The sequence below is a fragment of the Vibrio sp. T13N genome (assembly GCF_032970445.1).
Classification (GTDB): domain Bacteria; phylum Pseudomonadota; class Gammaproteobacteria; order Enterobacterales; family Vibrionaceae; genus Vibrio; species Vibrio diabolicus.
The window spans coordinates 1-21415 of the sequence record NZ_JAWJYE010000008.1 but is presented as its reverse complement, the minus strand read 5'-3'; the positions used below and the strand labels follow the sequence as shown (position 1 = coordinate 21415).

The 21415-nt window shown below is 44.8% G+C and carries 18 protein-coding genes, 2 tRNA genes and 2 pseudogenes; 8 read left to right on the top strand and 14 right to left on the bottom strand.

The genetic code is table 11. The annotated features are described in order from the left end of the window. Positions 1 to 81: 81 nt before the first annotated feature. A complete protein-coding gene (locus R2S67_RS14345) occupies positions 82 to 987 on the bottom strand; it encodes a hydrogen peroxide-inducible genes activator (RefSeq protein ID WP_005383681.1) in 906 nt (301 codons plus the stop codon). A gap of 199 nt (positions 988 to 1186) precedes the next feature. Here R2S67_RS14345 and R2S67_RS14340 point away from each other — a divergent pair, with 199 nt between their 5' ends. The 3 genes from R2S67_RS14340 (at position 1187) to ppk2 (ending at position 3672) form a co-directional block, all read left to right on the top strand. Next, complete coding sequence (locus tag R2S67_RS14340; RefSeq protein WP_005381738.1) at positions 1187 to 1798, top strand: peroxiredoxin C; 612 nt, start codon at positions 1187 to 1189, stop codon at positions 1796 to 1798. A 283-nt stretch (positions 1799 to 2081) separates the two neighbouring features. Next, positions 2082 to 2825, top strand: coding sequence for a copper homeostasis protein CutC (locus R2S67_RS14335; RefSeq protein ID WP_411057604.1), 744 nt, complete (start codon positions 2082 to 2084; stop codon positions 2823 to 2825). Between the two features lie 70 nt (positions 2826 to 2895). Continuing rightward, positions 2896 to 3672, top strand: coding sequence for a polyphosphate kinase 2 (gene ppk2, locus R2S67_RS14330; protein ID WP_005381743.1), 777 nt, complete (start codon positions 2896 to 2898; stop codon positions 3670 to 3672). 66 nt (positions 3673 to 3738) lie between these two features. Here ppk2 and phoU read toward each other — a convergent pair whose 3' ends face one another. The 5 genes and pseudogenes from phoU to R2S67_RS14310 all read right to left on the bottom strand — a co-directional run bounded on the left by phoU (position 3739) and on the right by R2S67_RS14310 (position 9197). Continuing rightward, positions 3739 to 4437: a phosphate signaling complex protein PhoU gene (gene phoU, locus R2S67_RS14325; protein ID WP_005381744.1), complete on the bottom strand. Its 699-nt coding sequence runs from the start codon at positions 4435 to 4437 to the stop codon at positions 3739 to 3741. Positions 4438 to 4467: 30 nt separating this feature from the next. Next, positions 4468 to 5286 (bottom strand): phosphate ABC transporter ATP-binding protein PstB, encoded by an 819-nt coding sequence (pstB, locus tag R2S67_RS14320; protein WP_005381745.1) that lies wholly within the window; start codon positions 5284 to 5286, stop codon positions 4468 to 4470. A gap of 2 nt (positions 5287 to 5288) precedes the next feature. Continuing rightward, positions 5289 to 6665: pseudogene (gene pstA, locus R2S67_RS14315) on the bottom strand (phosphate ABC transporter permease PstA); the annotation flags it as partial. A 65-nt stretch (positions 6666 to 6730) separates the two neighbouring features. Further along, positions 6731 to 6962: pseudogene (locus R2S67_RS22890) on the bottom strand (phosphate ABC transporter, permease protein PstA); the annotation flags it as partial. A 30-nt stretch (positions 6963 to 6992) separates the two neighbouring features. Continuing rightward, a complete protein-coding gene (locus R2S67_RS14310; RefSeq protein WP_317345225.1) occupies positions 6993 to 9197 on the bottom strand; it encodes an ABC transporter permease subunit in 2205 nt (734 codons plus the stop codon). 207 nt (positions 9198 to 9404) lie between these two features. On the opposite strand from R2S67_RS14310, the gene ppk1 reads away from it, so the two are divergent. Further along, a complete protein-coding gene (ppk1, locus tag R2S67_RS14305; protein WP_005391598.1) occupies positions 9405 to 11495 on the top strand; it encodes a polyphosphate kinase 1 in 2091 nt (696 codons plus the stop codon). Next, complete coding sequence (gene ppx / locus R2S67_RS14300) at positions 11479 to 12984, top strand: exopolyphosphatase (protein WP_047010200.1); 1506 nt, start codon at positions 11479 to 11481, stop codon at positions 12982 to 12984. The genes ppk1 and ppx overlap by 17 nt, the downstream gene beginning before the upstream one ends. A 34-nt stretch (positions 12985 to 13018) precedes the next feature. On the opposite strand, the gene R2S67_RS14295 is transcribed toward ppx, so the two are convergent. From R2S67_RS14295 to phoB, 3 genes are read right to left on the bottom strand one after another with little or no spacing between them, the layout of a single operon-like run. Then, positions 13019 to 13978 (bottom strand): PstS family phosphate ABC transporter substrate-binding protein, encoded by a 960-nt coding sequence (locus R2S67_RS14295; protein ID WP_258634365.1) that lies wholly within the window; start codon positions 13976 to 13978, stop codon positions 13019 to 13021. Continuing rightward, positions 13978 to 15276 (bottom strand): phosphate regulon sensor histidine kinase PhoR, encoded by a 1299-nt coding sequence (gene phoR / locus R2S67_RS14290; protein WP_005383667.1) that lies wholly within the window; start codon positions 15274 to 15276, stop codon positions 13978 to 13980. Before phoR ends, R2S67_RS14295 begins: the two co-directional genes overlap by 1 nt. Positions 15277 to 15316: 40 nt before the next feature. Continuing rightward, positions 15317 to 16006, bottom strand: coding sequence for a phosphate regulon transcriptional regulator PhoB (gene phoB / locus R2S67_RS14285; protein ID WP_005381752.1), 690 nt, complete (start codon positions 16004 to 16006; stop codon positions 15317 to 15319). 224 nt (positions 16007 to 16230) lie between these two features. On the opposite strand from phoB, the gene rdgC reads away from it, so the two are divergent. The 3 genes from rdgC to R2S67_RS14270 all read left to right on the top strand — a co-directional run bounded on the left by rdgC (position 16231) and on the right by R2S67_RS14270 (position 18968). Then, positions 16231 to 17145 (top strand): recombination-associated protein RdgC, encoded by a 915-nt coding sequence (gene rdgC / locus R2S67_RS14280; RefSeq protein ID WP_005391604.1) that lies wholly within the window; start codon positions 16231 to 16233, stop codon positions 17143 to 17145. A 165-nt stretch (positions 17146 to 17310) separates the two neighbouring features. Further along, complete coding sequence (gene yegQ, locus R2S67_RS14275) at positions 17311 to 18711, top strand: tRNA 5-hydroxyuridine modification protein YegQ (protein WP_006741904.1); 1401 nt, start codon at positions 17311 to 17313, stop codon at positions 18709 to 18711. Between the two features lie 2 nt (positions 18712 to 18713). Further along, complete coding sequence (locus R2S67_RS14270) at positions 18714 to 18968, top strand: YfhL family 4Fe-4S dicluster ferredoxin (protein WP_065646335.1); 255 nt, start codon at positions 18714 to 18716, stop codon at positions 18966 to 18968. 42 nt (positions 18969 to 19010) lie between these two features. On the opposite strand, the gene R2S67_RS14265 is transcribed toward R2S67_RS14270, so the two are convergent. The 5 genes from R2S67_RS14265 to R2S67_RS14245 form a co-directional block, all read right to left on the bottom strand. Then, complete coding sequence (locus tag R2S67_RS14265) at positions 19011 to 19319, bottom strand: hypothetical protein (protein ID WP_005391608.1); 309 nt, start codon at positions 19317 to 19319, stop codon at positions 19011 to 19013. A gap of 322 nt (positions 19320 to 19641) precedes the next feature. Beyond that, positions 19642 to 20478, bottom strand: a complete 837-nt coding sequence (gene mepA / locus R2S67_RS14260; protein ID WP_145532438.1) for a penicillin-insensitive murein endopeptidase — start codon at positions 20476 to 20478, stop codon at positions 19642 to 19644. A 12-nt stretch (positions 20479 to 20490) separates the two neighbouring features. Continuing rightward, positions 20491 to 20823: a DUF1904 domain-containing protein gene (locus tag R2S67_RS14255; protein WP_005391613.1), complete on the bottom strand. Its 333-nt coding sequence runs from the start codon at positions 20821 to 20823 to the stop codon at positions 20491 to 20493. A gap of 335 nt (positions 20824 to 21158) precedes the next feature. Then, positions 21159 to 21235 (bottom strand) — tRNA-Trp (locus tag R2S67_RS14250). A gap of 35 nt (positions 21236 to 21270) precedes the next feature. After that, positions 21271 to 21347, bottom strand: a tRNA-Asp gene (locus R2S67_RS14245). Positions 21348 to 21415 lie beyond the last annotated feature (68 nt).

The following is a 21415-nucleotide window of genomic DNA, read 5'->3' as shown; positions in this document are numbered from 1 at the left end:
ACAGAATAAAATACTAGAAAGCACACTGTTTTCAGTGCGCTTTTAGATAAATAATGGAGATGTAGAGGCTAATACTAATAGCTAAAGCAGTTCGGAAACGACTTCTGCAAGCTGATTAAATGTTTTCGTTCTTGATGAACTCGGACGCCAAACTAAGCCAATTTCGCGATAGGCTTGCTTTCCTGGGGGATCGATCACGACTAAATTCTGGTTATGCAGCAGGCCGTGGTCGATAGCCATTTGAGGAATGAACGTCGTTCCCAAACCATTCGCAACCATTTGCACCAAAGTATGAAGGCTGGTTGCTGTAAACGGATTAATTTTTTCTTTATCTGTTAATTTACACGCAGATACCGCGTGTTCCGTTAAGCAATGCTCTTTCTCTAATAAAAAGACGGATTCGTCAGGTAAATCTGCGTAACGAATCGGCACAGGCACCGATTGGGCTTGATTCGCACTAATAACCATTCGAAACGGATCCTTACCCACCACTCGGCTTTCCATACCGTCAATTTCCACTGGCAACGCTAAAATGAGCACATCCAACTCACCGTGTCTAAGCGCTTGAAGTAAGTTTGTTGTCGTGTCTTCTCTTAATAAAAGATTCAGTTGTGGGAAACGGTAGTTAACCTCTTGCACCAAATCACACAGTAAAAACGGAGCAATTGTTGGTATGCATCCCACTTTTAGCTGGCCTTGCATATCGTCGCCTTGGCACATACGTCCAAGCTCGACCAAATCTTGCCCTTTTGCTAACAGCTCTCGCCCCTGCTTTACTACCATTTCTCCTGTTTGGGTAAAAACCAGTGGGCTTTTCTTGTCTTTCTTTTCATATAATGGACAACCAATCAATTCCTCTAAGTTTTGAATACCTTTACTTAAAGTAGACTGACTGACAAAACAACGCTCTGCAGCATCACTAAAATGTCTTGTTTCATGCAGTGTGACTAAGTAGTGCAACTGCTTCAAACTGGGCCATTTATTCATAATTGTATTTGTATCTACCGCCGTTCCAGTGATCGAGTTATGAGTTTTGCTATTATCGTTTTTTTCGATTAACTCAATCTATTTATTTCGCTTTTTTCAATACTACAATCTGTACTATAGTTTGTCTCGTACAAACACGGACCAAACCGACACAACTGAATTCGGTTTGGAACTAACCATACTTTTTAGGAGCAAAAAAATGGTACTAGTAGGTCGTCAAGCCCCTGATTTTACTGCAGCAGCTGTTCTAGGTAACGGTGAAATCGTTGAAAACTTCAACTTTGCAGAGTTCACTAAAGGTAAGAAAGCAGTAGTATTCTTCTACCCACTAGATTTCACTTTCGTTTGCCCGTCTGAGCTAATCGCATTCGACAACCGTCTAGCTGATTTCCAAGCTAAAGGTGTTGAAGTAATCGGTGTTTCTATCGATTCTCAGTTCTCTCACAACGCATGGCGTAACACTGCTATCGAAGATGGCGGTATCGGTCAAGTTAAGTACCCACTAGTTGCTGACGTTAAGCACGAAATCTGTAAAGCTTACGACGTTGAGCACCCAGAAGCAGGCGTTGCTTTCCGTGGTTCTTTCCTAATCGACGAAGAAGGCGTTGTACGTCACCAAGTAGTTAACGACCTACCACTAGGCCGTAACATCGACGAAATGCTACGCATGGTTGACGCTCTTAACTTCCACCAGAAGCACGGCGAAGTATGTCCTGCACAATGGGAAGAAGGTAAAGCAGGTATGGACGCATCTCCAAAAGGTGTTGCAGCGTTCCTATCTGAGCACGCAGCTGACCTAGGCAAAAAATAATAGACCTTCACCCTAGCTCAACGGGTGTGATGGTTGGATGTATATAAAGCAAAAAGCTAATGCGGAAAACCGCGAACGCCAATCAGTCTAAGTAAAGTCCTATCAAAGCCCAGAGCAAATGCTCTGGGCTTTCTTTTACCTTCAGATAAACCGCCAAAATGAGGTAACGCTGCAGCGTAAACTTTACCTCTATTTCTCATGCCCTCCATACAGATTCTGCTTACTGGCCCTGTTAATATCTTAACCACAACACTTACTTGTAACGTTAGCAGGATAAATGAACGTGGTTACTCACCTAGAAGTCTGTATCGATAATATTGAATCTCTGCACTACGCCATTGCTGGCGGCGCCACTCGGATTGAGCTTTGCTCCTCTTTGGCTTTAGGCGGGCTAACACCCAGTTATGGCTTTATGCAGCAAGCCGCTAAGCTTTCGACTATTCCGGTTTATGCCATGATTCGCCCACGCCAAGGTGACTTCTTCTACAGTGAAGAAGAGATCGAAATGATGCGTTGGGATATTGAAGCGGCTCACCAATCGGGCTTGGATGGTGTGGTTCTCGGTGTACTCACCCAAGAGGGGGATATCCACATGACCTTTGCAACAGCACTGTGCGAATTCGCACAGGAATTAGGGCTGGGCGTAACGTTCCATCGTGCTTTTGATCAATGTAGAAACGCTCAATCAGCATTGGAAGAGGTCATCAGTTTGGGCTGCGAACGCATTCTCACTTCAGGGCTCGCACCTTCTGCGCCAGCAGGCCAGAAAGTACTTAAATCTCTTGTTGAACAAGCCCAAGGACGCATTGCAATCATGGCGGGTGCTGGCGTTAATGCAAGTAACGTACGTGCATTAGTAGAAGACACTCAAGTTCCTGAAATCCATCTGTCAGGCAAAACGACTCGACCTAGTAAAATGAACTTTGTTGCTGAACAAAGCAAAATGGGCGCATCCGATGTCGATGATTTCTTAATCCCCATCACAAGTACACAAGCCATTACCGATGTCGTAGCAGCTCTCAAATAGACCACCGTAACCTCACACGCATAGCTTTTGAGTGCTAACATATTGTTTATCAAGGAGTGAGGAAAGGTGTATGTCTAAATTGAAGAAAAAGGAATACGAAAAGGAGCTCAAAAACCTGCAAGTTGAGCTCGTTAAACTTCAAGAGTGGGTCAAACACAAAGGGCTAAAAGTGGTGGTTCTGTTTGAAGGCCGTGATGCTGCGGGCAAAGGCGGGGTGATCAAACGCATCACAGAAAAGCTAAACCCGCGTGTTTGTCGCGTGGTCGCTCTGCCTGCACCGACAGAAAAAGAAAAAACGCAATGGTACTTCCAACGTTACGTCGCTCATTTGCCATCTGCTGGTGAAATCGTTTTATTTGACCGAAGTTGGTATAACCGAGCAGGTGTCGAAAAAGTCATGGGGTTCTGTACTCCAGACGAATACGAAGAGTTTTTACGCTCTTGTCCTGAATTCGAAAGAATGTTGCAACGCTCTGGGATTATTCTGATTAAGTATTGGTTTTCGGTTTCAGACGAAGAGCAGGAAAAACGTTTTCTAGGCCGAATTAATACGCCGATCAAACGTTGGAAATTCAGCCCAATGGATTTGGAGTCACGTCATCGCTGGGCGGAGTATTCGGAAGCAAAAGATAAGATGTTTGCCTATACAGACACGAAAAACTGCCCTTGGTGGGTCGTCCCTTCTGATGATAAAAAGAAAGCGCGCTTGAACTGTATCAGTCATTTACTAAGCCAGATTGATTACAAAGCACTTGAGTACTCACCCATCGAATTACCTGAACTCAATAAAGAAGGTTACGTCAGAGCGCCCATTGATGATCAGACCTTCGTTCCTGATAAATATTGATGTACTTTCCCTTTCCCTAATAAATAAATAGACCAGCCTAAAAGCTGGTCTATTTATTGAAATCAGTTACTTCAGTACGTCATCAATGCTTTGATCACCTAGATGGCGTACATCTTTCCCTTTCACGAAGTAAATAATGTATTCACAAATGTTCTGGCAACGGTCCCCCACGCGTTCAATGGCACGTGCAGACCACATCACTTGCAGAATGTTGGGAATATTTTTTGGGTCTTCCATCATGTAGGTCATCAACTGACGAATTACCGCTTCATATTCAGCGTCTAGCTTGTCATCTTGTTTGTGCACCTCTGCTGCCGCTTCTACATCCATGCGGGCAAACGCATCCAAAACCTGATGCAGCATATTAATTGCCTGACGGCAGAGAGGCTCTAACGACACTTGGAATTGTCGTTCTTTTGATGATGGGCTTTCAATGGCAACGTAAGCAATGCGTGTCGCCACGTCACCGATACGTTCTAAATCAGTGATCGTTTTGATGATAGCCATGATTAAGCGCAAGTCTTTTGCCGTTGGCTGACGCTTAGCAATAATGCGTGTGCAGGCGTCATCGATCGAGACTTCCATCGCATTCACTTTATGATCGTCACGCACAACCTTACGCGCCAGTTCGATGTCTTCTTTATGCAAGGCTTGAATAGCATACGAAAGCTGCTGTTCTACCAAGCCACCCATGGTTAATACATGAGTACGAATCGATTCTAGCTCTACGTTAAATTGTCCTGAAATATGACGTCCAAAGTGCATGATGTTCCTTATTCCGTATAGAGTCGCGACTTAACCGTATCGACCCGTAATGTAATCTTCGGTCTGTTTCTTCATTGGCGAGGTGAAGATCGAGTCCGCGTCAGAGTATTCAATTAACTTACCCATATGAATGAATGCGGTGTGATCACTCACTCGCGCCGCTTGCTGCATGTTATGGGTAACGATAACGACAGTATATTGAGTCTTAAGCTCATTGATAAGCTCTTCAATAGTTAAAGTTGAGATTGGATCCAACGCTGATGTCGGCTCATCCAATAACAGGACTTCCGGCTCAATCGCCACCGCGCGCGCAATGACCAAGCGCTGTTGCTGACCACCAGATAAACCAAATGCGTTCTCATGCAAGCGGTCTTTTACCTCATCCCACAACGCCGCCGAGCGCAAGGATCGCTCCACTGCGTCATCTAAACTGCGGCTGTTTTTTACACCTTGTAAGCGTAAGCCATAAACTACATTTTCATAAATAGACTTAGGAAATGGATTGGGCCTTTGAAACACCATCCCCACTCGGCGTCGAAGTGTCGCAACATCGACATTGGGATGATAAACATTCTTGCCATGTAGACGCACTTTACCTGTGACTCGACACCCTTCCACTAAGTCGTTCATGCGATTGATGCAACGTAATAACGTCGACTTTCCACACCCTGAAGGACCGATAAAAGCGGTGACTCGCCCTTTGGGAATTCGCATCGAAATATCATGCAGCGCCTGAGTTTGACCATAGAACAGATTAAGGTTCTCGATTGAGATTGCTGTTTGTTCATCCGTTAAATTATGAACGTCCAATGGTGGCTCATAACCTAATGTACTATCAAAATTAAACATACTTAATCTTGTCCTAACGTTCTGTATTTTTCTCGTAAATTATTGCGAATACTGATTGCTGTTAAGTTTAGCCCGACAATCACTGTCACGAGTAAGAAAGAGGTGGCATAAACTAATGGTCGCGCCGCTTCGATGTTGGAGGTTTGAAAGCCAACATCGTAAATGTGAAAACCTAAATGCATGAACTTTCTATCCAAATGCACATAAGGGAATTGCCCGTCAACCGGTAAACTGGATGCCAATTTCACGACCCCCACCAGCATCAGTGGCGCTACTTCGCCAGCTGCACGCGCAATCGCAAGGATCAGCCCTGTGATAATAGCTGGCGTCGCCATAGGCAAAACCACACGCCATAGTGTTTCGAACTGAGTTGCACCAAGCGCCAGAGAACCATGTCGTACTGAACTAGGAATACGAGTTAAACCTTCTTCTGTTGTCACAATCACAACTGGAAGCGTCAGCACGGCAAGAGTTAGTGCAGACCACAACAAACCCGGAGTACCAAAGGTTGGTGCCGGTAGCTTCTCCGCATAGAATACGTTGTCGATAGAGGCACCAATCGTATAAACGAAGAAACCTAAACCAAACACGCCATAAACAATCGATGGAACACCCGCTAGGTTTATAACCGCAATACGAATAACTCTGGTTAGAGCGTTATTCTTAGCGTATTCATGTAGATAGATAGCGGCGATCACCCCGAGTGGCATCACAATGATCGACATGATGAGTACTAAGAAAACCGTACCAAATATCGCAGGGAACACGCCTCCTTCGGAGTTTGACTCTCTTGGATCTTCAGATAAAAACTTCCAAACCTGTTTTCCCCAATGCATGACTTTATCAGGCAATGACATTTGGTTTGGATACCAGTAGTCCAAAATATCTTCGAGCGGAATCGATACTTGTGACCCCGTCATATCCTCGACAATCAAGGCATAGTCAGAGAGCTGAAGTCGTAAACCATCAAGTTGCAAATCTAACGTCGCAAGCGCTTTCTCTATCCGCTCTTTTTTCGTCTGGTTTTCCTTTAAGAAGCTTTCTGTCAGCGTGTCATTCAACTCATGCTTGCGCTTTTCTAATCGCAACTGCTCTAGCTTCCAACCAAGCTCTTTAAGCTGATCGACAACCAAAGAGTCAATCTCATGGCGCAGAGTTTCTGCATCATCCAGTTTTTTGTTCAAGACGGATTGAATATCGTTGGTGTATAAGTTGTCTCCATCCTGAAACGCCACCAGCTTACCAAAAAAGTAACCGCCACTACTGCGCTCGATCACTGCCCACTCTTTTGGCGTCGTGGGCTCATCCAACTGCATTTGCAATACGGAGATAAAATCGGCGGGATACAACTCTCGGTTGGCGATTTTGATACTGAGTCGCGTAGCAAAGTCTTCATCGTCTTCTAATTGCTGCGCCGCGCTTTCAGGCAGATAACTCTTCGGTACAAAGCTGCGTTCATACACTTGACCAATCAGAATAGTATTTTCATGTAGCACTTCGCCTTGTACAGGGGTCAGCGCTGCAACATTCCACTGATACAAGGGCGCTGGCCAAAAGTAAGTCAGGCCTTTCCAGCCGATAAGGAGTAACAACCCTAATACCGACAACAAACTGATGCTGACTGCACCGCCTGTTAGCCATATCCACGGTGCGCCAGAACGAATCCAATTTAACACGTCATTACTCGCTCTTTATTCAAACCATTATTACAACGCACGGTACTTGTCTCTCAGTCTCTGACGAACCCACTCCGCAAGCGCGTTTACTGCAAACGTAAACACAAACAAAATCAATGCAGCTAGGAACAGCAGGCGATAATGCGAACTTCCAACTTCCGACTCTGGCAACTCAACGGCGATGGTCGCCGACAGGCTGCGCAATCCTTCCAAAATATTCCAATCCATTAATGGCGTATTGCCCGTTGCCATTAACACAATCATGGTTTCACCAACAGCGCGTCCCAGGCCCATCATAATGGCAGAAAAAATACCTGGGCTTGCGGTAAGCAAGACAACATAGATTAAAGTTTGCCAAGGCGTGGCCCCTAATGCCAAAGAGCCATCCGATAAATGCTTCGGCACAGAAAAAATGGCATCTTCGGCGATGGTAAAAATCGTCGGGATAACAGCAAACCCCATCGCTAACCCCACCACCAATGCATTGCGTTGATCGTAACCAATACCATGCTCGGTTAAGAATAAGCGCATATCGCCACCAAAGAACGTCTGCTCAATCGTAGGCGAAATCCACACGCCAAGCCCAATCAGTACTAATATGACAGGCATGAGCACTAAAGCATGCCAACCATTAGGCAGACGATTCCGCACAGGTTGCGGTATTAATGCCCATAGTCCGCCCATAATCATGGTACTCAAGGGCAAAACAAACAGCATGACGACGATCGTAATCAGGTGATCTTCGACAATAGGCGCGAACCACAGCCCCGCGAGGAAACCAATGATCACCGTCGGCAGTGCTTCCATTAGCTCAATCGACGGTTTTACGACACGACGCATGCGTGGCGACATAAAGTACGCCGTATAAATAGCACCTAGCACTGCGAGCGGTACTGAAAACAGCATCGCAAACATCGCCGCTTTTATCGTCCCAAACGCAATAGGTACTAGGCTGAACTTAGCCTCAAAGTTATCGCTCGCCGAAGTCGATTGCCACACAAATTCAGGCTCAGGATACCCTTCGTACCACACTTCTTGCCATAATGAGGACAATGAAATTTCCGGATAGGCATTGTCCACTTCCGCAACATTTAACTCATTACTTTGCCAAGTGATTAAGTAGCGTTCATTGTTAGACATTGCTGCGATTGCGGGCGCTTGATTGTAAGCACGCTTAAACAACACCAGTTTTTCACTGGTTGTATAATGGCTTTGCAACGTGCCGTTGGTGTAAAAGCTATAAAATCCTTTTCGATGAGAATCCGGCAACAAATACTTAAGCTCTGATGCCAATTTAAAATCACGAATATGCGTTAACGTGCGTCTCTCTTCTTGCAGCGTATCAAACCATTGCGACACCCGACCATCGTTGTGTGTCACCAAAAGCGAGTAAGCACCAGCCAGTAGGTCCATTGTACGAACGGAGTGCTTCTTATCACCTTGAGTGAGGTCGACCACCTCTCGCACAGCAAATTTACGTGCGGTTTTCTTTAACACGATCAACTCAGAGCCATCGCGTAAATAAAGCGTTTCACCATCCGGTGTCAATAACATTTGCTGAGGTGCATCAAAGCCTGAAGAGAACGTAAAATCGATCGTTGTCGGAGGCGTACCCAAAGACGAAGCCACTTGCCAACGAGCCTTCACTTCACCGCTTTGTGTCTGCCAAACAATTGTTGGTAAGGGCGTTGAAGCTGCAAACACAAACTGAGTCACAGGATCTTGAGGCGTACTCAGCGTCAGATCCATGCTGGTGTCTAGCTCAATCACTTCCGGAGGACGTGTATTTTCTCTCAACGTGGCATTAAATTCAGGCTTAAAAAGGTGCGCTTTACCCTGCCCATCAACAACCCCATACCAACCTAGTCCAGGAGCAGATTGAGAGAAAGCGACGGGTTCCTGGACGATTTGCTGTTTATACACAGCAGGCTTCGTAGGATCGTCCATCGACAAATATTGAATCTCACCACTTTGGGTTAGAACGAACGCGAGCTGAGCGTAATCATCCACCGAAATCGCCAGTGGTGTTTCAATATGGGTGGCTCGAATGGCTTGGTTGGTTTTGATCTCCGCATCAGAAAAAAGCGGAATGATCACCATGGCGAGGTAGACAAAGATCAAAATAAGCGCCGCGAGAACGCCGACACCACCGGATGTCACTGCAAGTCGAACTAAACGATCTTTTATCAGTCGTTTCTTATCTTTTTCCTGCAATGAAAACTCGGCTTGTGCCATTTAAATCTCTACCTTTTTTGACTTAGTACTAGAATATGTCGTTAAGATGACAATTATATTACAGATCACATTAAACACCTGAAAAGAATACAACTCTTATGCAATGCGTGGTATGAAATAAATCTGTAATGAAAATCTCATAATGTTCTCACTCATCCATTTTTCCAAGATGAGTACGTATTACTTCACTTTTGGCTAGGTAAGGTTATGAGCGCAGAAAAACTATATATAGAAAAAGAACTTAGTTGGTTGTCTTTCAACGAACGAGTATTACAAGAAGCTGCCGATAAAACCGTCCCTTTGATCGAACGTATTCGCTTTCTTGGGATTTTTTCCAACAATTTAGATGAATTTTACAAAGTACGCTTTGCGGACGTGAAGCGCAGAATCCTAATCAGCCAAGAGCGCGGTGGCAGCGATAGCCCTAAACGACTGTTAACCAAAATGCAGTCGAAAGCACTCAAGCTTAACGAACAATTTGATGAGCTTTACAGCGAATTGATTCGAGAAATGGCGCGACGTCGCATTTTCTTGGTCAACGAGCAACAACTGGATGAATCGCAGCAAAAGTGGATCGCGAAATACTTCCGTAGAGAGGTCATGCCGCATATCACCCCTCTGCTAATGAAAGATGAGATCGATGTTCTGCAATTTCTCAAAGACGAGTACGCTTACATCGCCGTAGAGCTACGTAAAGAAGAACATTACCAATACGCTTTGATCGAAATTCCGACCGATCACCTTCCCCGCTTTGTGATGGTACCAGAACAGAAAGGAAAGCGTCGAAAAACCATCATCTTACTTGATAATATTATCCGCCACTGTTTGGATGAGCTGTTCAAAGGCTTTTTTGATTATGATGAGCTTAGCGGCTATGCGATGAAAATGACGCGTGACGCCGAATACGATTTACGCAACGAAATCGAATACAGCTTGCTCGAACAAATGTCTGAAGGTGTCAATCAGCGACTGACAGCAAAGCCCGTTCGCTTCGTCTACGAACGTGATATGCCGCCCCAAATGCTAGAGTTTCTTTGTAACAAGCTCAATATCTCTAATTACGATAACCTTATCCCCGGCGGCCGCTATCACAATTTTAAAGACTTCATTGCGTTTCCAAATGTTGGGCGAGAGTACCTTGAAAATAAACCGCTTCCACCAATGAAATGCGCCGATTTCGAAGGTTACGCTAACAGCTTTGATGCGATTAAAGCGAAAGATATTCTACTCTATTACCCCTACCACACTTTTGACCACATTAGTGAGTTGGTACGCCAGGCCTCCTTCGATCCAAAAGTACTTAGTATCAAGATTAACATTTATCGCGTCGCGAAAGATTCTCGCTTGATGAACTCATTAATTGATGCGGTGCACAACGGAAAAAATGTCACAGTGGTCGTGGAGCTGCAGGCTCGCTTTGATGAAGAAGCCAATATCGAATGGTCAAAAGTGTTGACCGAAGCTGGTGTGCACGTCATCTTCGGAGCGCCTGGCCTTAAGATTCACTCAAAGCTATTGATGATCAGTCGCCGTGAAGGTGAAGAAATTATTCGCTACGCGCACATCGGCACAGGCAACTTCCATGAGAAGACGGCACGAATTTATACCGACTTCTCTCTCCTTACCGCAGATCAAGAAATCACTAACGAAGTTCGTAATGTCTTCGGTTATATTGAGAATCCATACCGCCCAGTGAAGTTCAACCACCTCATGGTATCTCCACGTAATTCTCGAACCCAAATCTACCGCTTAATTGATAATGAAATTGCGAATGCCAAGCTAGGAAAGAAAGCCGCTCTTACGATCAAGGTCAATAACCTAGTCGATAAGGGCATCGTCAATAAGCTATATGGAGCAAGTACGGCGGGAGTGAAAATAAATATGATCATTCGCGGCATGTGCTCATTAGTACCGGGCATTGAGGGGATCAGCGACAATATTCGCATCATCAGTATTGTTGACCGCTTTTTGGAACACCCACGCGTGGTGATTACCCATAACGATGGCGATCCGCAAGTCTATATCTCTTCTGCTGACTGGATGACAAGAAATATCGATCACCGCATTGAGGTGGCGGCGCCAGTCCGTGATCCACGTTTGAAACAGAGAATTATTGATATAACGAATATCCATTTTACCGATACAGTAAAGGCTCGTTTTATAGATAAGGAAATGAGCAACGCTTACGTACCACGAGGTAATCGCAAAAAAGTTCGTTCTCAAATCGCTATCTATGACTATCTTAAAAATATAGAAAAGCAAACTAGAAAACAAAATTCAGATGCCTCAAATACTTGAACAAGATACTCGCTACATTGCCGCGATAGACCTCGGCTCAAACAGTTTCCACATGGTGGTGGCCAAGGTTGTAGGCAGTGACTTACAACTGGTTAGCCGTCATAAACAGCGTGTTCGCTTAGCATCAGGACTCGACAGTGAATTGAACTTAAGTCATTCCGCGATGGAACGTGCGTTAGAGTGTTTAGCCATGTTCGCAGAGAGACTGCAAGGGCTTGATGAGTCGAATGTGCGTATCGCCGCGACACACACACTAAGACGCGCTAAAAATGCTCATCTATTCATTGAGCGTGCGAAAGAAGTGATGCCCTTCCCAATAGAAATCATCCCAGGGGAAGAAGAAGCCCGCTTGATTTACTTAGGTGTCGCTCACACTCAAGTAGAGTCAAACTCCAAGTTGGTCGTTGATATTGGCGGCGGCAGTACCGAAATGATCATTGGACAAGAGTTTGAACCTGAGCTTCTCAACAGTAAACAGATGGGATGCGTCAGCTTTACAGAGCAATATTTTAAAAACGGCAAACTGTCTGGGAAAAACTTCAATAAAGCGATGTTAGCCGCCGAGCAAAAACTCGAGTCCATCGCTTCAGCATACCGTAAAAAAGGCTGGGATATCGCTCTCGGCTCATCAGGAACCATCAAAGCGATTCAAGAAGTGCTAGTAGGATTAGGTTTTGAAGATGGCCTGATCACCGCGAAGAGACTGGACACGCTTATTGAAACTCTGTGTAATTTTGATTCAATTGAAGAGATTGAACTGACAGGTTTAACAGAAGAACGTAAGCCCGTATTCGCGGCAGGCGTGGCAATTTTGTCCGCAATTTTCAAAGCACTTCGCATTGAGCAGATGTTTTTCTCCGATGGTGCTCTGCGCGAAGGTCTGTTGTACGAAATGGAAGAGCGTTTTGCGCGCTCCGATATACGTATGCGCACAACTGAAAATTTAGCCAACAAACACCGAGTTGACTTAGAGCATGCTGCTCGTGTTAAAGGCCATGCACGTGAGATGTTATGTCAGGTGCGCTCTGAACTAGGCATTAAGAAAAAGAGTGAGTTATTTGACTTACTAGAATGGGCAGCATTGCTTCATGAAGTCGGATTAAGTATCAACTTACGTAGCTTCCATCGCCACTCTTTCTATATTCTGTTGCATTCCACTCTACAAGGCTTCAACCGTGAACAGCAATTAGTGCTCGCAACATTAGCCCGCTTCCAACGCAAAGCACTTAAACTGCAAGAACTGCCAGATTTCAACCTCTACAAACAAAGTGACGTGATAAGCCTCATCAAAATATTACGACTTTCTATCGTATTAAATGGACAGCGTAACGAAGATCCATTGCCTGATATCACTTTATCCATCAAAAATGATGAATGGATTCTTACGTGCACAGATAAAGCATGGCTAGAAAACAACAAATTGCTTCATGCTGATTTACAGGAAGAACAAGAACGTTGGGACAGCGCGAAGTGGACACTCACTTTCTGATCTCGTGCTGTTCATACCTAAACAAAAAGTCGGCTTACAGGCCGACTTTTTTTAATTCTTCTTCTGCAAAATCTGCTGTAATGGGCACATAGCCATCTTTCTCAACCAACGCTTGCCCCTGAGCGGAGAAAATAAAGCGAATAAACTCGGCTTCTATTGGTGTTAATGGGTAATCCGGGTGCTTATTCACATATACATATAAGTAACGTGATAGTGGGTACTTACCACTAACAATATGTTCTCGCGTTGGCGTCACATAGTCATTTCCCATTTTTGCCACAGGAACTAAGCGTACACCTGCCACTCGATAACCGACACCGGAATAACCGATTCCACTGATGGTTGACGCTACAGCTTGCACAACTGACGCGGAGCCTGGCTGCTCGTTAACTCGGGTCTTGAAATCTCCGCCACACAAGGCATTGCTTTTGAAGTAACCATAAGTTCCAGAAACGGAGTTACGACCAAACAACTGCACGTTTCGCTTTGCCCACTGTGATTCAAGACCTAGTTGCTGCCAGTTTGTGACGAATTGACTTTCACCACAGCGCAGAGTTGCAGAAAACAAAGCATCTAACTGACTAAAGTTGAGCCCTTGAATTGGATTGTCTTGATGGACAAAAATACCGATAGCATCGATGGCTACCCTAAGCGCCGTTGGCTTGTAACCATGTTCACGTTCAAACGCTTCAACCTCTCTTAAACGCATAGGACGGCTCATGGGACCAAACTGAGCAGTTTGTTCGGTCAATGCAGGGGGAGCAGTAGAAGAGCCAGACGCTTGGACTTGCGCATTAATATTCGGGTAAATGGATTTAAACTCTTCAACCCAAAGTGTCGTCATGCCCGCAAGCGTATCGGAGCCGACAGAGAGCAAGTTCCCAACAATCCCAGTCGTTTTATGATAATTCGGCAATGGTTTATCTTGAGCGGCAGCCATACCGGAACAAACAAGCGCGAATAAACTGAATGTTTTTGCCAATCGTAACGCCATTATTTCACCACCAAACGCTCAGGCAATACGAAAGAAAACTTACTGCCCACACCTACTTCACTGTGAATTTCTAAATGAGAGTCATGGTGGCTCAGCGCGTGTTTTACAATGGCCAACCCTAACCCACTCCCTCCGGTATCGCGTGATCTTGCTTTATCGACGCGATAAAAACGCTCAGTAAGTCGATGGAGGTGCTGAGGTTCTATACCATCACCACTATCCTCCACCTCTAAGCATGCGCCTTGAGATGTCTGGAACCAACGAACATTAATGTTTGCACCAGGTGGTGTGTATTTGACAGCATTATAAACAAGGTTGGAGATAGCACTGCGTAACTGGTCATCATCGCCCAGTACGCGTAGGCTAGCATCAACATCAAATTTCAATTTATGTTGGTTGTCCCCGCTAAGGCTGACCGCCTCTTTTTCTAGTACTTCGAGCATCGCAGGTACATTCACGACTTCTTCAAGCTCATGCATAGGTGCCGCTTCAATTTTAGATAGCGTCAGTAATTGGTTCACCAAACTGTTCATGCGGTTGAGCTGCTCCGTCATGACGCCATGCGCTTTGCTCCACATTGGGCCCACAACCATGTCAGGGTCTTCTGTCATCTCCAAATAACCTTGTAGCACCGTCATTGGTGTACGCAGTTCATGAGAAACGTTAGCAAAGAAATTACGGCGCATTCCCTCAAGTTGTTTTAACTGGCTAACATCACGCACCACCATCAAATGTTCACCTTCGGTATACGGTACGATACGTAGTTCTAGCATGCGTTCGACATTGAGTGGTGAACGCATTTCCAATGGCTCAGAGAAGTCTTTCTTGTTGAGGTACTTGATAAAGTCAGGCGTACGAATGAGGTTGGAGATAGGTTGACCAGAGTCTTCCGGCCAATGGAAACCCAATAAGTGTTGAGCCAGTTTGTTACACCAAACGATATTGCCTTCAGCACGGAACACCACGACGGCATCGGGTAAGGATTCCGCACCATTTCTGAATCGGCGAATGAGATTAGTAAGCTCTTTGCGTTTACGGCGTTGGCGCTGCTGTAAGCGATACAAGCCATTGAACAAAGATTCCCAGTTACCGCTACCAGACGGTGGCGTAAGGCGCTTTTCATCCCATAACCAAGAAGATAAACGTACTTGGTTATGCAAATGCCACACAAGCTGCAATGCCGTAGCTGCCAAAAGCAACCACGGCATATAACCGAATATCCAACCTACTATCACCCATGGGGTGTAAAAAAAAGCCAGCTCCCAGGCCAGCTTTTTCCACGTTAATCTTTCAACCACTCATAACTCCAGAAATGGTACCGATAAGCTGCGTGTTAATTTATGCCTTTGTCGAGAAGCGGTATCCAGCACCACGAACAGTTTGGATCAGCTTATCATGACCTGCGGCTTCCAATGCTTTACGCAGGCGGCGAATATGAACATCGACCGTACGATCTTCAACATACACGTTAGTACCCCAAACATTGTTTAATAGCTGCTCACGGCTGTACACACGCTCTTGATGCGTCATGAAAAAATGCAGCATTTTAAACTCTGTTGGGCCCATATCTAATGGTGCATCATTAGCCGTGACACGGTGTGATACAGGATCAAGCTTCAATCCCTGCACATCAATTACGTCTTCCAGTGCGGTCGGGGTTACGCGACGAATCACCGCTTTTAAGCGGGCAACCAACTCTTTAGGAGAGAATGGCTTAGTAATGTAGTCATCCGCACCGACTTCTAAACCGCGCACTTTATCTTCTTCTTCACCACGAGCGGTAAGCATCACAACTGGAATGTTGCGCGTTAATTCCTCTCGCTTCATATGCTTGATGAAGTTAATGCCGCTGCCGCCTGGTAACATCCAATCCAGTAAAACTAAATCAGGGAAGGGTTCAGCCAGTTTGGTTACTGCAGTATCGTAATCTTCCGCTTCTACCGCTTGGTAACCTTTCTGCTCAAGTACGAAGCACAGCATTTCGCGAATAGGAGCTTCGTCTTCAACAACCAGAATCCTTCTAGACATAATTGAGTAACCTTATGTTCGTTGAGCTAATGAATTTAAGAGACAAAGCGCCCCTCTATGCATAAGCATTATCACTACCAATTATGACACTTTTGTGACCTTTGAAAACAAATTTTCATATAACTTTCTTTTGAGGTTCATTCGGATATTTTTCATTTCTATTAAGACATCAGCACAAAAATTCCCTATGATTAGTCCCTTGTCATCAAGCCTAGAGAAGATTTATGTGGTTTAAAAACTGTCTGGTATACCGCGTTAACCGCGAGGTTACTTTCAACGCCGAACAACTAGAAACTCAACTGTCTGAATTCCGATTCACCCCATGTGGCAGTCAAGATAAACAGAAATTTGGCTGGGTCAGTGCAATGGGTAGACATGGCGACATGATGACTCACGTGTCAGAAAACCGCATTCTGATTTGCGCCAAGAAAGAAGAGAAAATGCTACCTGCCTCAGTGATCAAAGAGTCATTGAATGCAAAAGTAGAAGCAATGGAAGCGCAAGAAGGTCGTCCTCTGAAGAAGAAAGAGAAAGACAACCTGAAAGATGACATCGTAATGGATTTACTGCCTCGCGCATTTAGCCGCAGCAGCCACACTCACGTGCTCATCATGCCAAAAGAAGGGTTCATCCTTGTTGACGCAAGCAGCTACAAAAAAGCGGAAGACGTATTAGCACTACTTCGTAAAACCATGGGTAGTTTACCTGTTGTTCCTGCCATTCCAGAAGTAGCGATTGAAACAACGCTAACCGAGTGGGTGAAAACGGGCGACACACCTCAAGGTATCACCATGATGGACGAAGCTGAGCTAAAATCCGTGCTTGAAGAAGGTGGCGTGATTCGTTGTAAGAAGCAAGAGCTGACCACAGATGAAATCCGCAACCACATCGCAGCAGATAAAGTCGTAACGAAGCTTGCACTTAATTGGCAAGATCGTATTGAATTCATCATGACAGAAGATGCGGGTATTAAGCGTCTAAAATTCTCTGATGAATTGAAAGATCAAAATGACGATATTCCACGTGAAGATCAAGCAGCTCGATTTGATGCAGACTTCTCTCTGATGTGTGGGGAGTTCAGTGCTTTCCTACCCAACCTATACGATGCGCTAGGCGGCTTACCAAATCCCAACGCTTAATACTGTATAAAGGTCAACCATAACGCCCTCACTTTTTTTGAGGGCGTTTTTCTATCTGAAGCACAATTACCCTAGTCACAGTTCACATTTTGACGTAAAATTTGCGCCCCATTTCCATTAGGTGGAATTGGCCTGACTTGTGATCAGATAAAAGAGAATTGAGCAATGACAACTGAGAAAGCATTCGTACCTGAGCTACTGTCTCCAGCGGGAAGCCTGAAAAACATGCGTTACGCATTCGCCTACGGCGCAGATGCAGTTTACGCTGGCCAACCTCGCTACAGCCTCCGCGTACGTAACAATGAGTTTAACCACGAAAACCTAAAAATCGGTATCGATGAAGCACATGCTCTAGGCAAAAAGCTTTATGTGGTATGTAACATTCAACCACACAACTCGAAGCTAAAAACCTTCATCCGTGATCTTAAACCAATCGTAGAAATGGGTCCTGACGCATTGATCATGTCAGATCCAGGCCTAATCATGATGGTTCGTGAAGCTTTCCCAGAAATGCCAATTCACCTTTCTGTACAAGCAAACGCTGTAAACTGGGCGACTGTTAAGTTCTGGGCAGCGAATGGCGTGGAACGTGTGATCGTTTCTCGTGAACTATCTTTAGAAGAAATCGAAGAAATTCGTGAGCATTGTCCTGAAACTGAACTTGAAGTATTCGTTCACGGTGCATTATGCATGGCTTATTCTGGTCGTTGCCTACTTTCTGGTTACATCAACAAACGTGATCCTAACCAAGGCACTTGCACCAACGCGTGCCGTTGGGAATACAAAGTGGAAGAAGGCAAAGAAAACGACGCTGGTGATATCGTAGAGAAATTTGACCCATCTGAAGCACAGCCTGTCGAAGTACAAGACGAACGCCCTGAAACCACAATTGGTCGTGGTAAACCAACGGATGAAGTCGTTCTACTTTCTGAAGCGCACCGTCCAGAAGAAAAAATGGCAGCGTACGAAGATGAGCACGGCACTTACATCATGAACTCAAAAGACCTACGTGCGGTACAGCATGTTGAGCGCTTAACTAAGATGGGTGTGCACTCGCTGAAAATCGAAGGTCGTACTAAATCATTCTATTACTGTGCTCGTACTGCACAGGTTTACCGTAAAGCGATTGATGACGCTGTAGCAGGCCGACCATTTGATGAAAGCCTAATGGGCACACTAGAGAGCCTAGCTCACCGTGGCTATACCGAAGGCTTCCTACGTCGTCATACTCACGACACCTACCAAAATTACGATTACGGCTACTCAGTCTCTGATGCTCAACAGTTTGTCGGTGAGTTCACTGGTAAACGTCGTGGTGATATGGCTGAAGTAGAAGTGAAAAACAAATTCCTTGTCGGTGATAGTCTTGAGCTAATGACGCCAAAAGGTAATGTTGTTTTCACGCTAGAAGCGATGGAAAACCGTAAGTCAGAGTCTATTGAGGATGCCAAAGGGAATGGTCACTTCGTCTTCATTCCAGTACCAGCAGATCTAGATTTAGAGTACGGTCTATTGATGCGTAACTTAAACTCAGGGCAGGACACCCGTAACCCGACTGGTAAGTAATCATGGCCTTGCTCATTACTGACAAATGCATCAACTGCGACATGTGCGATCCCGAATGCCCCAACGGGGCAATCAGCATGGGAGAAAGCATTTTCGAGATTGACCCAGCTCTATGTACAGAGTGTAAGGGACATTACGAAAAGCCGACCTGTCAGTCAGTGTGTCCGATTACAAAATGCATCATCACAGACCCGGAGCATATAGAAACAGAAGAGCAGTTACTGGAGAAGTTCGTGATTATTCAAGGGTTAGCATAAGAACAAGTAGGTTCAACTTTGGAGACAAAGTTGAACCTTTTTTTAACCCGACTTTTCAATAGGATAGATATTACAAAACAACTCTTTTTCAAAATGAGACTCTAACCGATCTCGCCAATTTTCAGCTTGGGAAACCGGCACAAGATAAAAGTTTTCTCGGCTCGTGTCCGTAACGAAAGCCATTCCATATTGCATCAGCTCGTAATGCACATCATTAACAAATCCGGGATCAAGACGCTGACGTCCTGTCAGGTGGTTTACATCAACCCGAGTCAATAAGACCCCTTTCGTTTCACTGCTAAATCTGTGTCTTAACCACTCTGCAAATTCTTTTGCACAAATCATAGTCATGGTTTTATCCTTGATTTACTCTTCTAGCAGGAAAAGTATCCATTCCCGCCTCACACACTTGTCTGCCTTGTTATTGCTTCGCTAGCCAACTGACAGACATATTGCTAAGAAACCAAAGTATCGTGACGAAAGATCTTTCTAAACAGAGAAGTTACGACTTATCTATACTACAACTCTTTGTTTAATTTAGATTTCTATATTATGTCACCAAAACTAATTAGGTTAGTTTTTGTATTGGTATTATTCACTGTAGACAAAAGTATGATGTTTCTCCAGTTTCATAAAAGAGATACGTAAGGGAATATAAACCTGTAGAGTCACTCTAGTTAGTAGAGATAAGTGATTGGCATTGCGGTGGAATCGCTTTTTTTCGCTTGGGCTTAGCAATAACTTTCGCAGACGGCGGCTTATCGATAGGCTTAACTTTCGGTCCCCAACTAGCGAGCTCTACCCCACAACCATCACCAGCGGGAGGCAGAGCTTGTTCAACACAGTAGCCACTCGACTCAGGACAAGATAACCTGACGTGGAAGTGATAATGATGCCCCCACCAAGGGCGAACTTTACGTAACCAAGAACGTTCTTTGCCTTCTTCTTGCGAGCAAAGCTGCTCCTTAATGACAGGATGTACAAAAATTCGTGCAACATCCTCACTCTGTGCAGCATATCTAATCAGCCTAAAGTGCCTATCTTCCCAGCGATGGTTAAGTATGGAATACCCTTTTAAGTCCACCACACTCATTGGCTTAGGGAGTTGTAATTCGTTATAAGAAAGCGGTTGGTCAGCGAGTCTTAACCAGATATCAATATCTAACCCAGTTTGGTGACTAGAATGGCCAGAAGAAAACCTTCCTCCTCTTGGTAAAGACAGGTCACCTATAAGCAGCGTTGTGTTGAGATTTTGATTAGCTTTAAGCGCTAGGTTTTCAATAAACTCTATCGTTTTAGGGTGCCCATAGTAGCGTTTCGTTTTACTACGTAAAACTTGATAACCAACGCCATCAAGAGGCAAAGGTAATGCACCATCCAAACAACCGTTAGCATAGCTACCAATAGAGGAAGAAGAATTTTGGGTAGGATTAGCAACAGACTCCCAAGGAGTAGAGTATACAGAAGCTGAGAAACATAAACCCAAAGATACAATGAAACTCAGCTTCATAGATTTTAGCCTTTAGTAGTGTTCGCCATTATCGTAATAAGCTTTAGGGGATAAAGCTGAAAAGATAACTGCAACATCAATATCCGCACCAGCAATACCACGAACTTGCTGTGTAATAAGCTTAGCAACTTTATCTTGTACTTCCTGACCACGATCAAACCAAAGCACTTCGACAAAAGGATATGCAGCACTCACCTCGCCCTCATTGAAAAACGTAGTGTAGATATACTCAAAAGTAAAATCCTCACGCGGACAGTCCATCAGAGGCTGAAGTTCATCCGTCAGAGGCTTTGATAGTGCCTGAACAGCTTGCGGCTCTACAGCACGGAATCGAAAATGTGGCATAAACTTACTTCCTAATTATTAGCATTAACTCATGATAATAACAGGAACCAAGTCAGTAATCATCCAAGCCAATGTAACCACTAACCTTTTCTATACACGTCATATAGATCAAGTAGTAAATCAACTAGCTCACTAACGAAGAATAATGGGAGTATGAACAGAGGTAAGAAGGGGTAAAATGATACACCGAAGCTTAGTGACGCAATCTATTGCAAGGGAAATAGAATGGCTTAAGTCACCGATGTAATATGTTCTTAAGATCAATATGTATCAGATATCGACAACTATTCGTTAGAAACGAAAAAGGCTCCGACCTAAGTCAGAGCCTTGATATATGGCAGGGGTGGAGAGATTCGAACTCCCAACACGCGGATTTGGAATCCGCTGCTCTGCCAATTGGAGCTACACCCCTGCAGTTCGTGTTTAATGAGACGACTCTCAAATAAGTGGCGGAGTGGACGGGACTCGAACCCGCGACCCCCGGCGTGACAGGCCGGTATTCTAACCAACTGAACTACCACTCCGCAGTGGTATCACTCGCTTGTAATCAGCAAGTGTCCAAAATTTAAAGCCTGGCGATGTCCTACTCCTC

What these genes read in the sequence shown, in the direction of transcription:
- R2S67_RS14345 (WP_005383681.1), bottom strand. Translation starts at nt 987, where the DNA reads ATGAATAAATGGCCCAGTTTGAAGCAGTTGCACTACTTAGTCACACTG.
- R2S67_RS14340 (WP_005381738.1), top strand. Translation starts at nt 1,187, where the DNA reads ATGGTACTAGTAGGTCGTCAAGCCCCTGATTTTACTGCAGCAGCTGTT.
- ppk2 (WP_005381743.1), top strand. Translation starts at nt 2,896, where the DNA reads ATGTCTAAATTGAAGAAAAAGGAATACGAAAAGGAGCTCAAAAACCTG.
- phoU (WP_005381744.1), bottom strand. Translation starts at nt 4,437, where the DNA reads ATGCACTTTGGACGTCATATTTCAGGACAATTTAACGTAGAGCTAGAA.
- pstB (WP_005381745.1), bottom strand. Translation starts at nt 5,286, where the DNA reads ATGTTTAATTTTGATAGTACATTAGGTTATGAGCCACCATTGGACGTT.
- R2S67_RS14310 (WP_317345225.1), bottom strand. Translation starts at nt 9,197, where the DNA reads ATGGCACAAGCCGAGTTTTCATTGCAGGAAAAAGATAAGAAACGACTG.
- ppk1 (WP_005391598.1), top strand. Translation starts at nt 9,405, where the DNA reads ATGAGCGCAGAAAAACTATATATAGAAAAAGAACTTAGTTGGTTGTCT.
- ppx (WP_047010200.1), top strand. Translation starts at nt 11,479, where the DNA reads ATGCCTCAAATACTTGAACAAGATACTCGCTACATTGCCGCGATAGAC.
- R2S67_RS14295 (WP_258634365.1), bottom strand. Translation starts at nt 13,978, where the DNA reads ATGGCGTTACGATTGGCAAAAACATTCAGTTTATTCGCGCTTGTTTGT.
- phoB (WP_005381752.1), bottom strand. Translation starts at nt 16,006, where the DNA reads ATGTCTAGAAGGATTCTGGTTGTTGAAGACGAAGCTCCTATTCGCGAA.
- rdgC (WP_005391604.1), top strand. Translation starts at nt 16,231, where the DNA reads ATGTGGTTTAAAAACTGTCTGGTATACCGCGTTAACCGCGAGGTTACT.
- yegQ (WP_006741904.1), top strand. Translation starts at nt 17,311, where the DNA reads ATGACAACTGAGAAAGCATTCGTACCTGAGCTACTGTCTCCAGCGGGA.
- R2S67_RS14270 (WP_065646335.1), top strand. Translation starts at nt 18,714, where the DNA reads ATGGCCTTGCTCATTACTGACAAATGCATCAACTGCGACATGTGCGAT.
- R2S67_RS14265 (WP_005391608.1), bottom strand. Translation starts at nt 19,319, where the DNA reads ATGACTATGATTTGTGCAAAAGAATTTGCAGAGTGGTTAAGACACAGA.
- mepA (WP_145532438.1), bottom strand. Translation starts at nt 20,478, where the DNA reads ATGAAGCTGAGTTTCATTGTATCTTTGGGTTTATGTTTCTCAGCTTCT.
- R2S67_RS14255 (WP_005391613.1), bottom strand. Translation starts at nt 20,823, where the DNA reads ATGCCACATTTTCGATTCCGTGCTGTAGAGCCGCAAGCTGTTCAGGCA.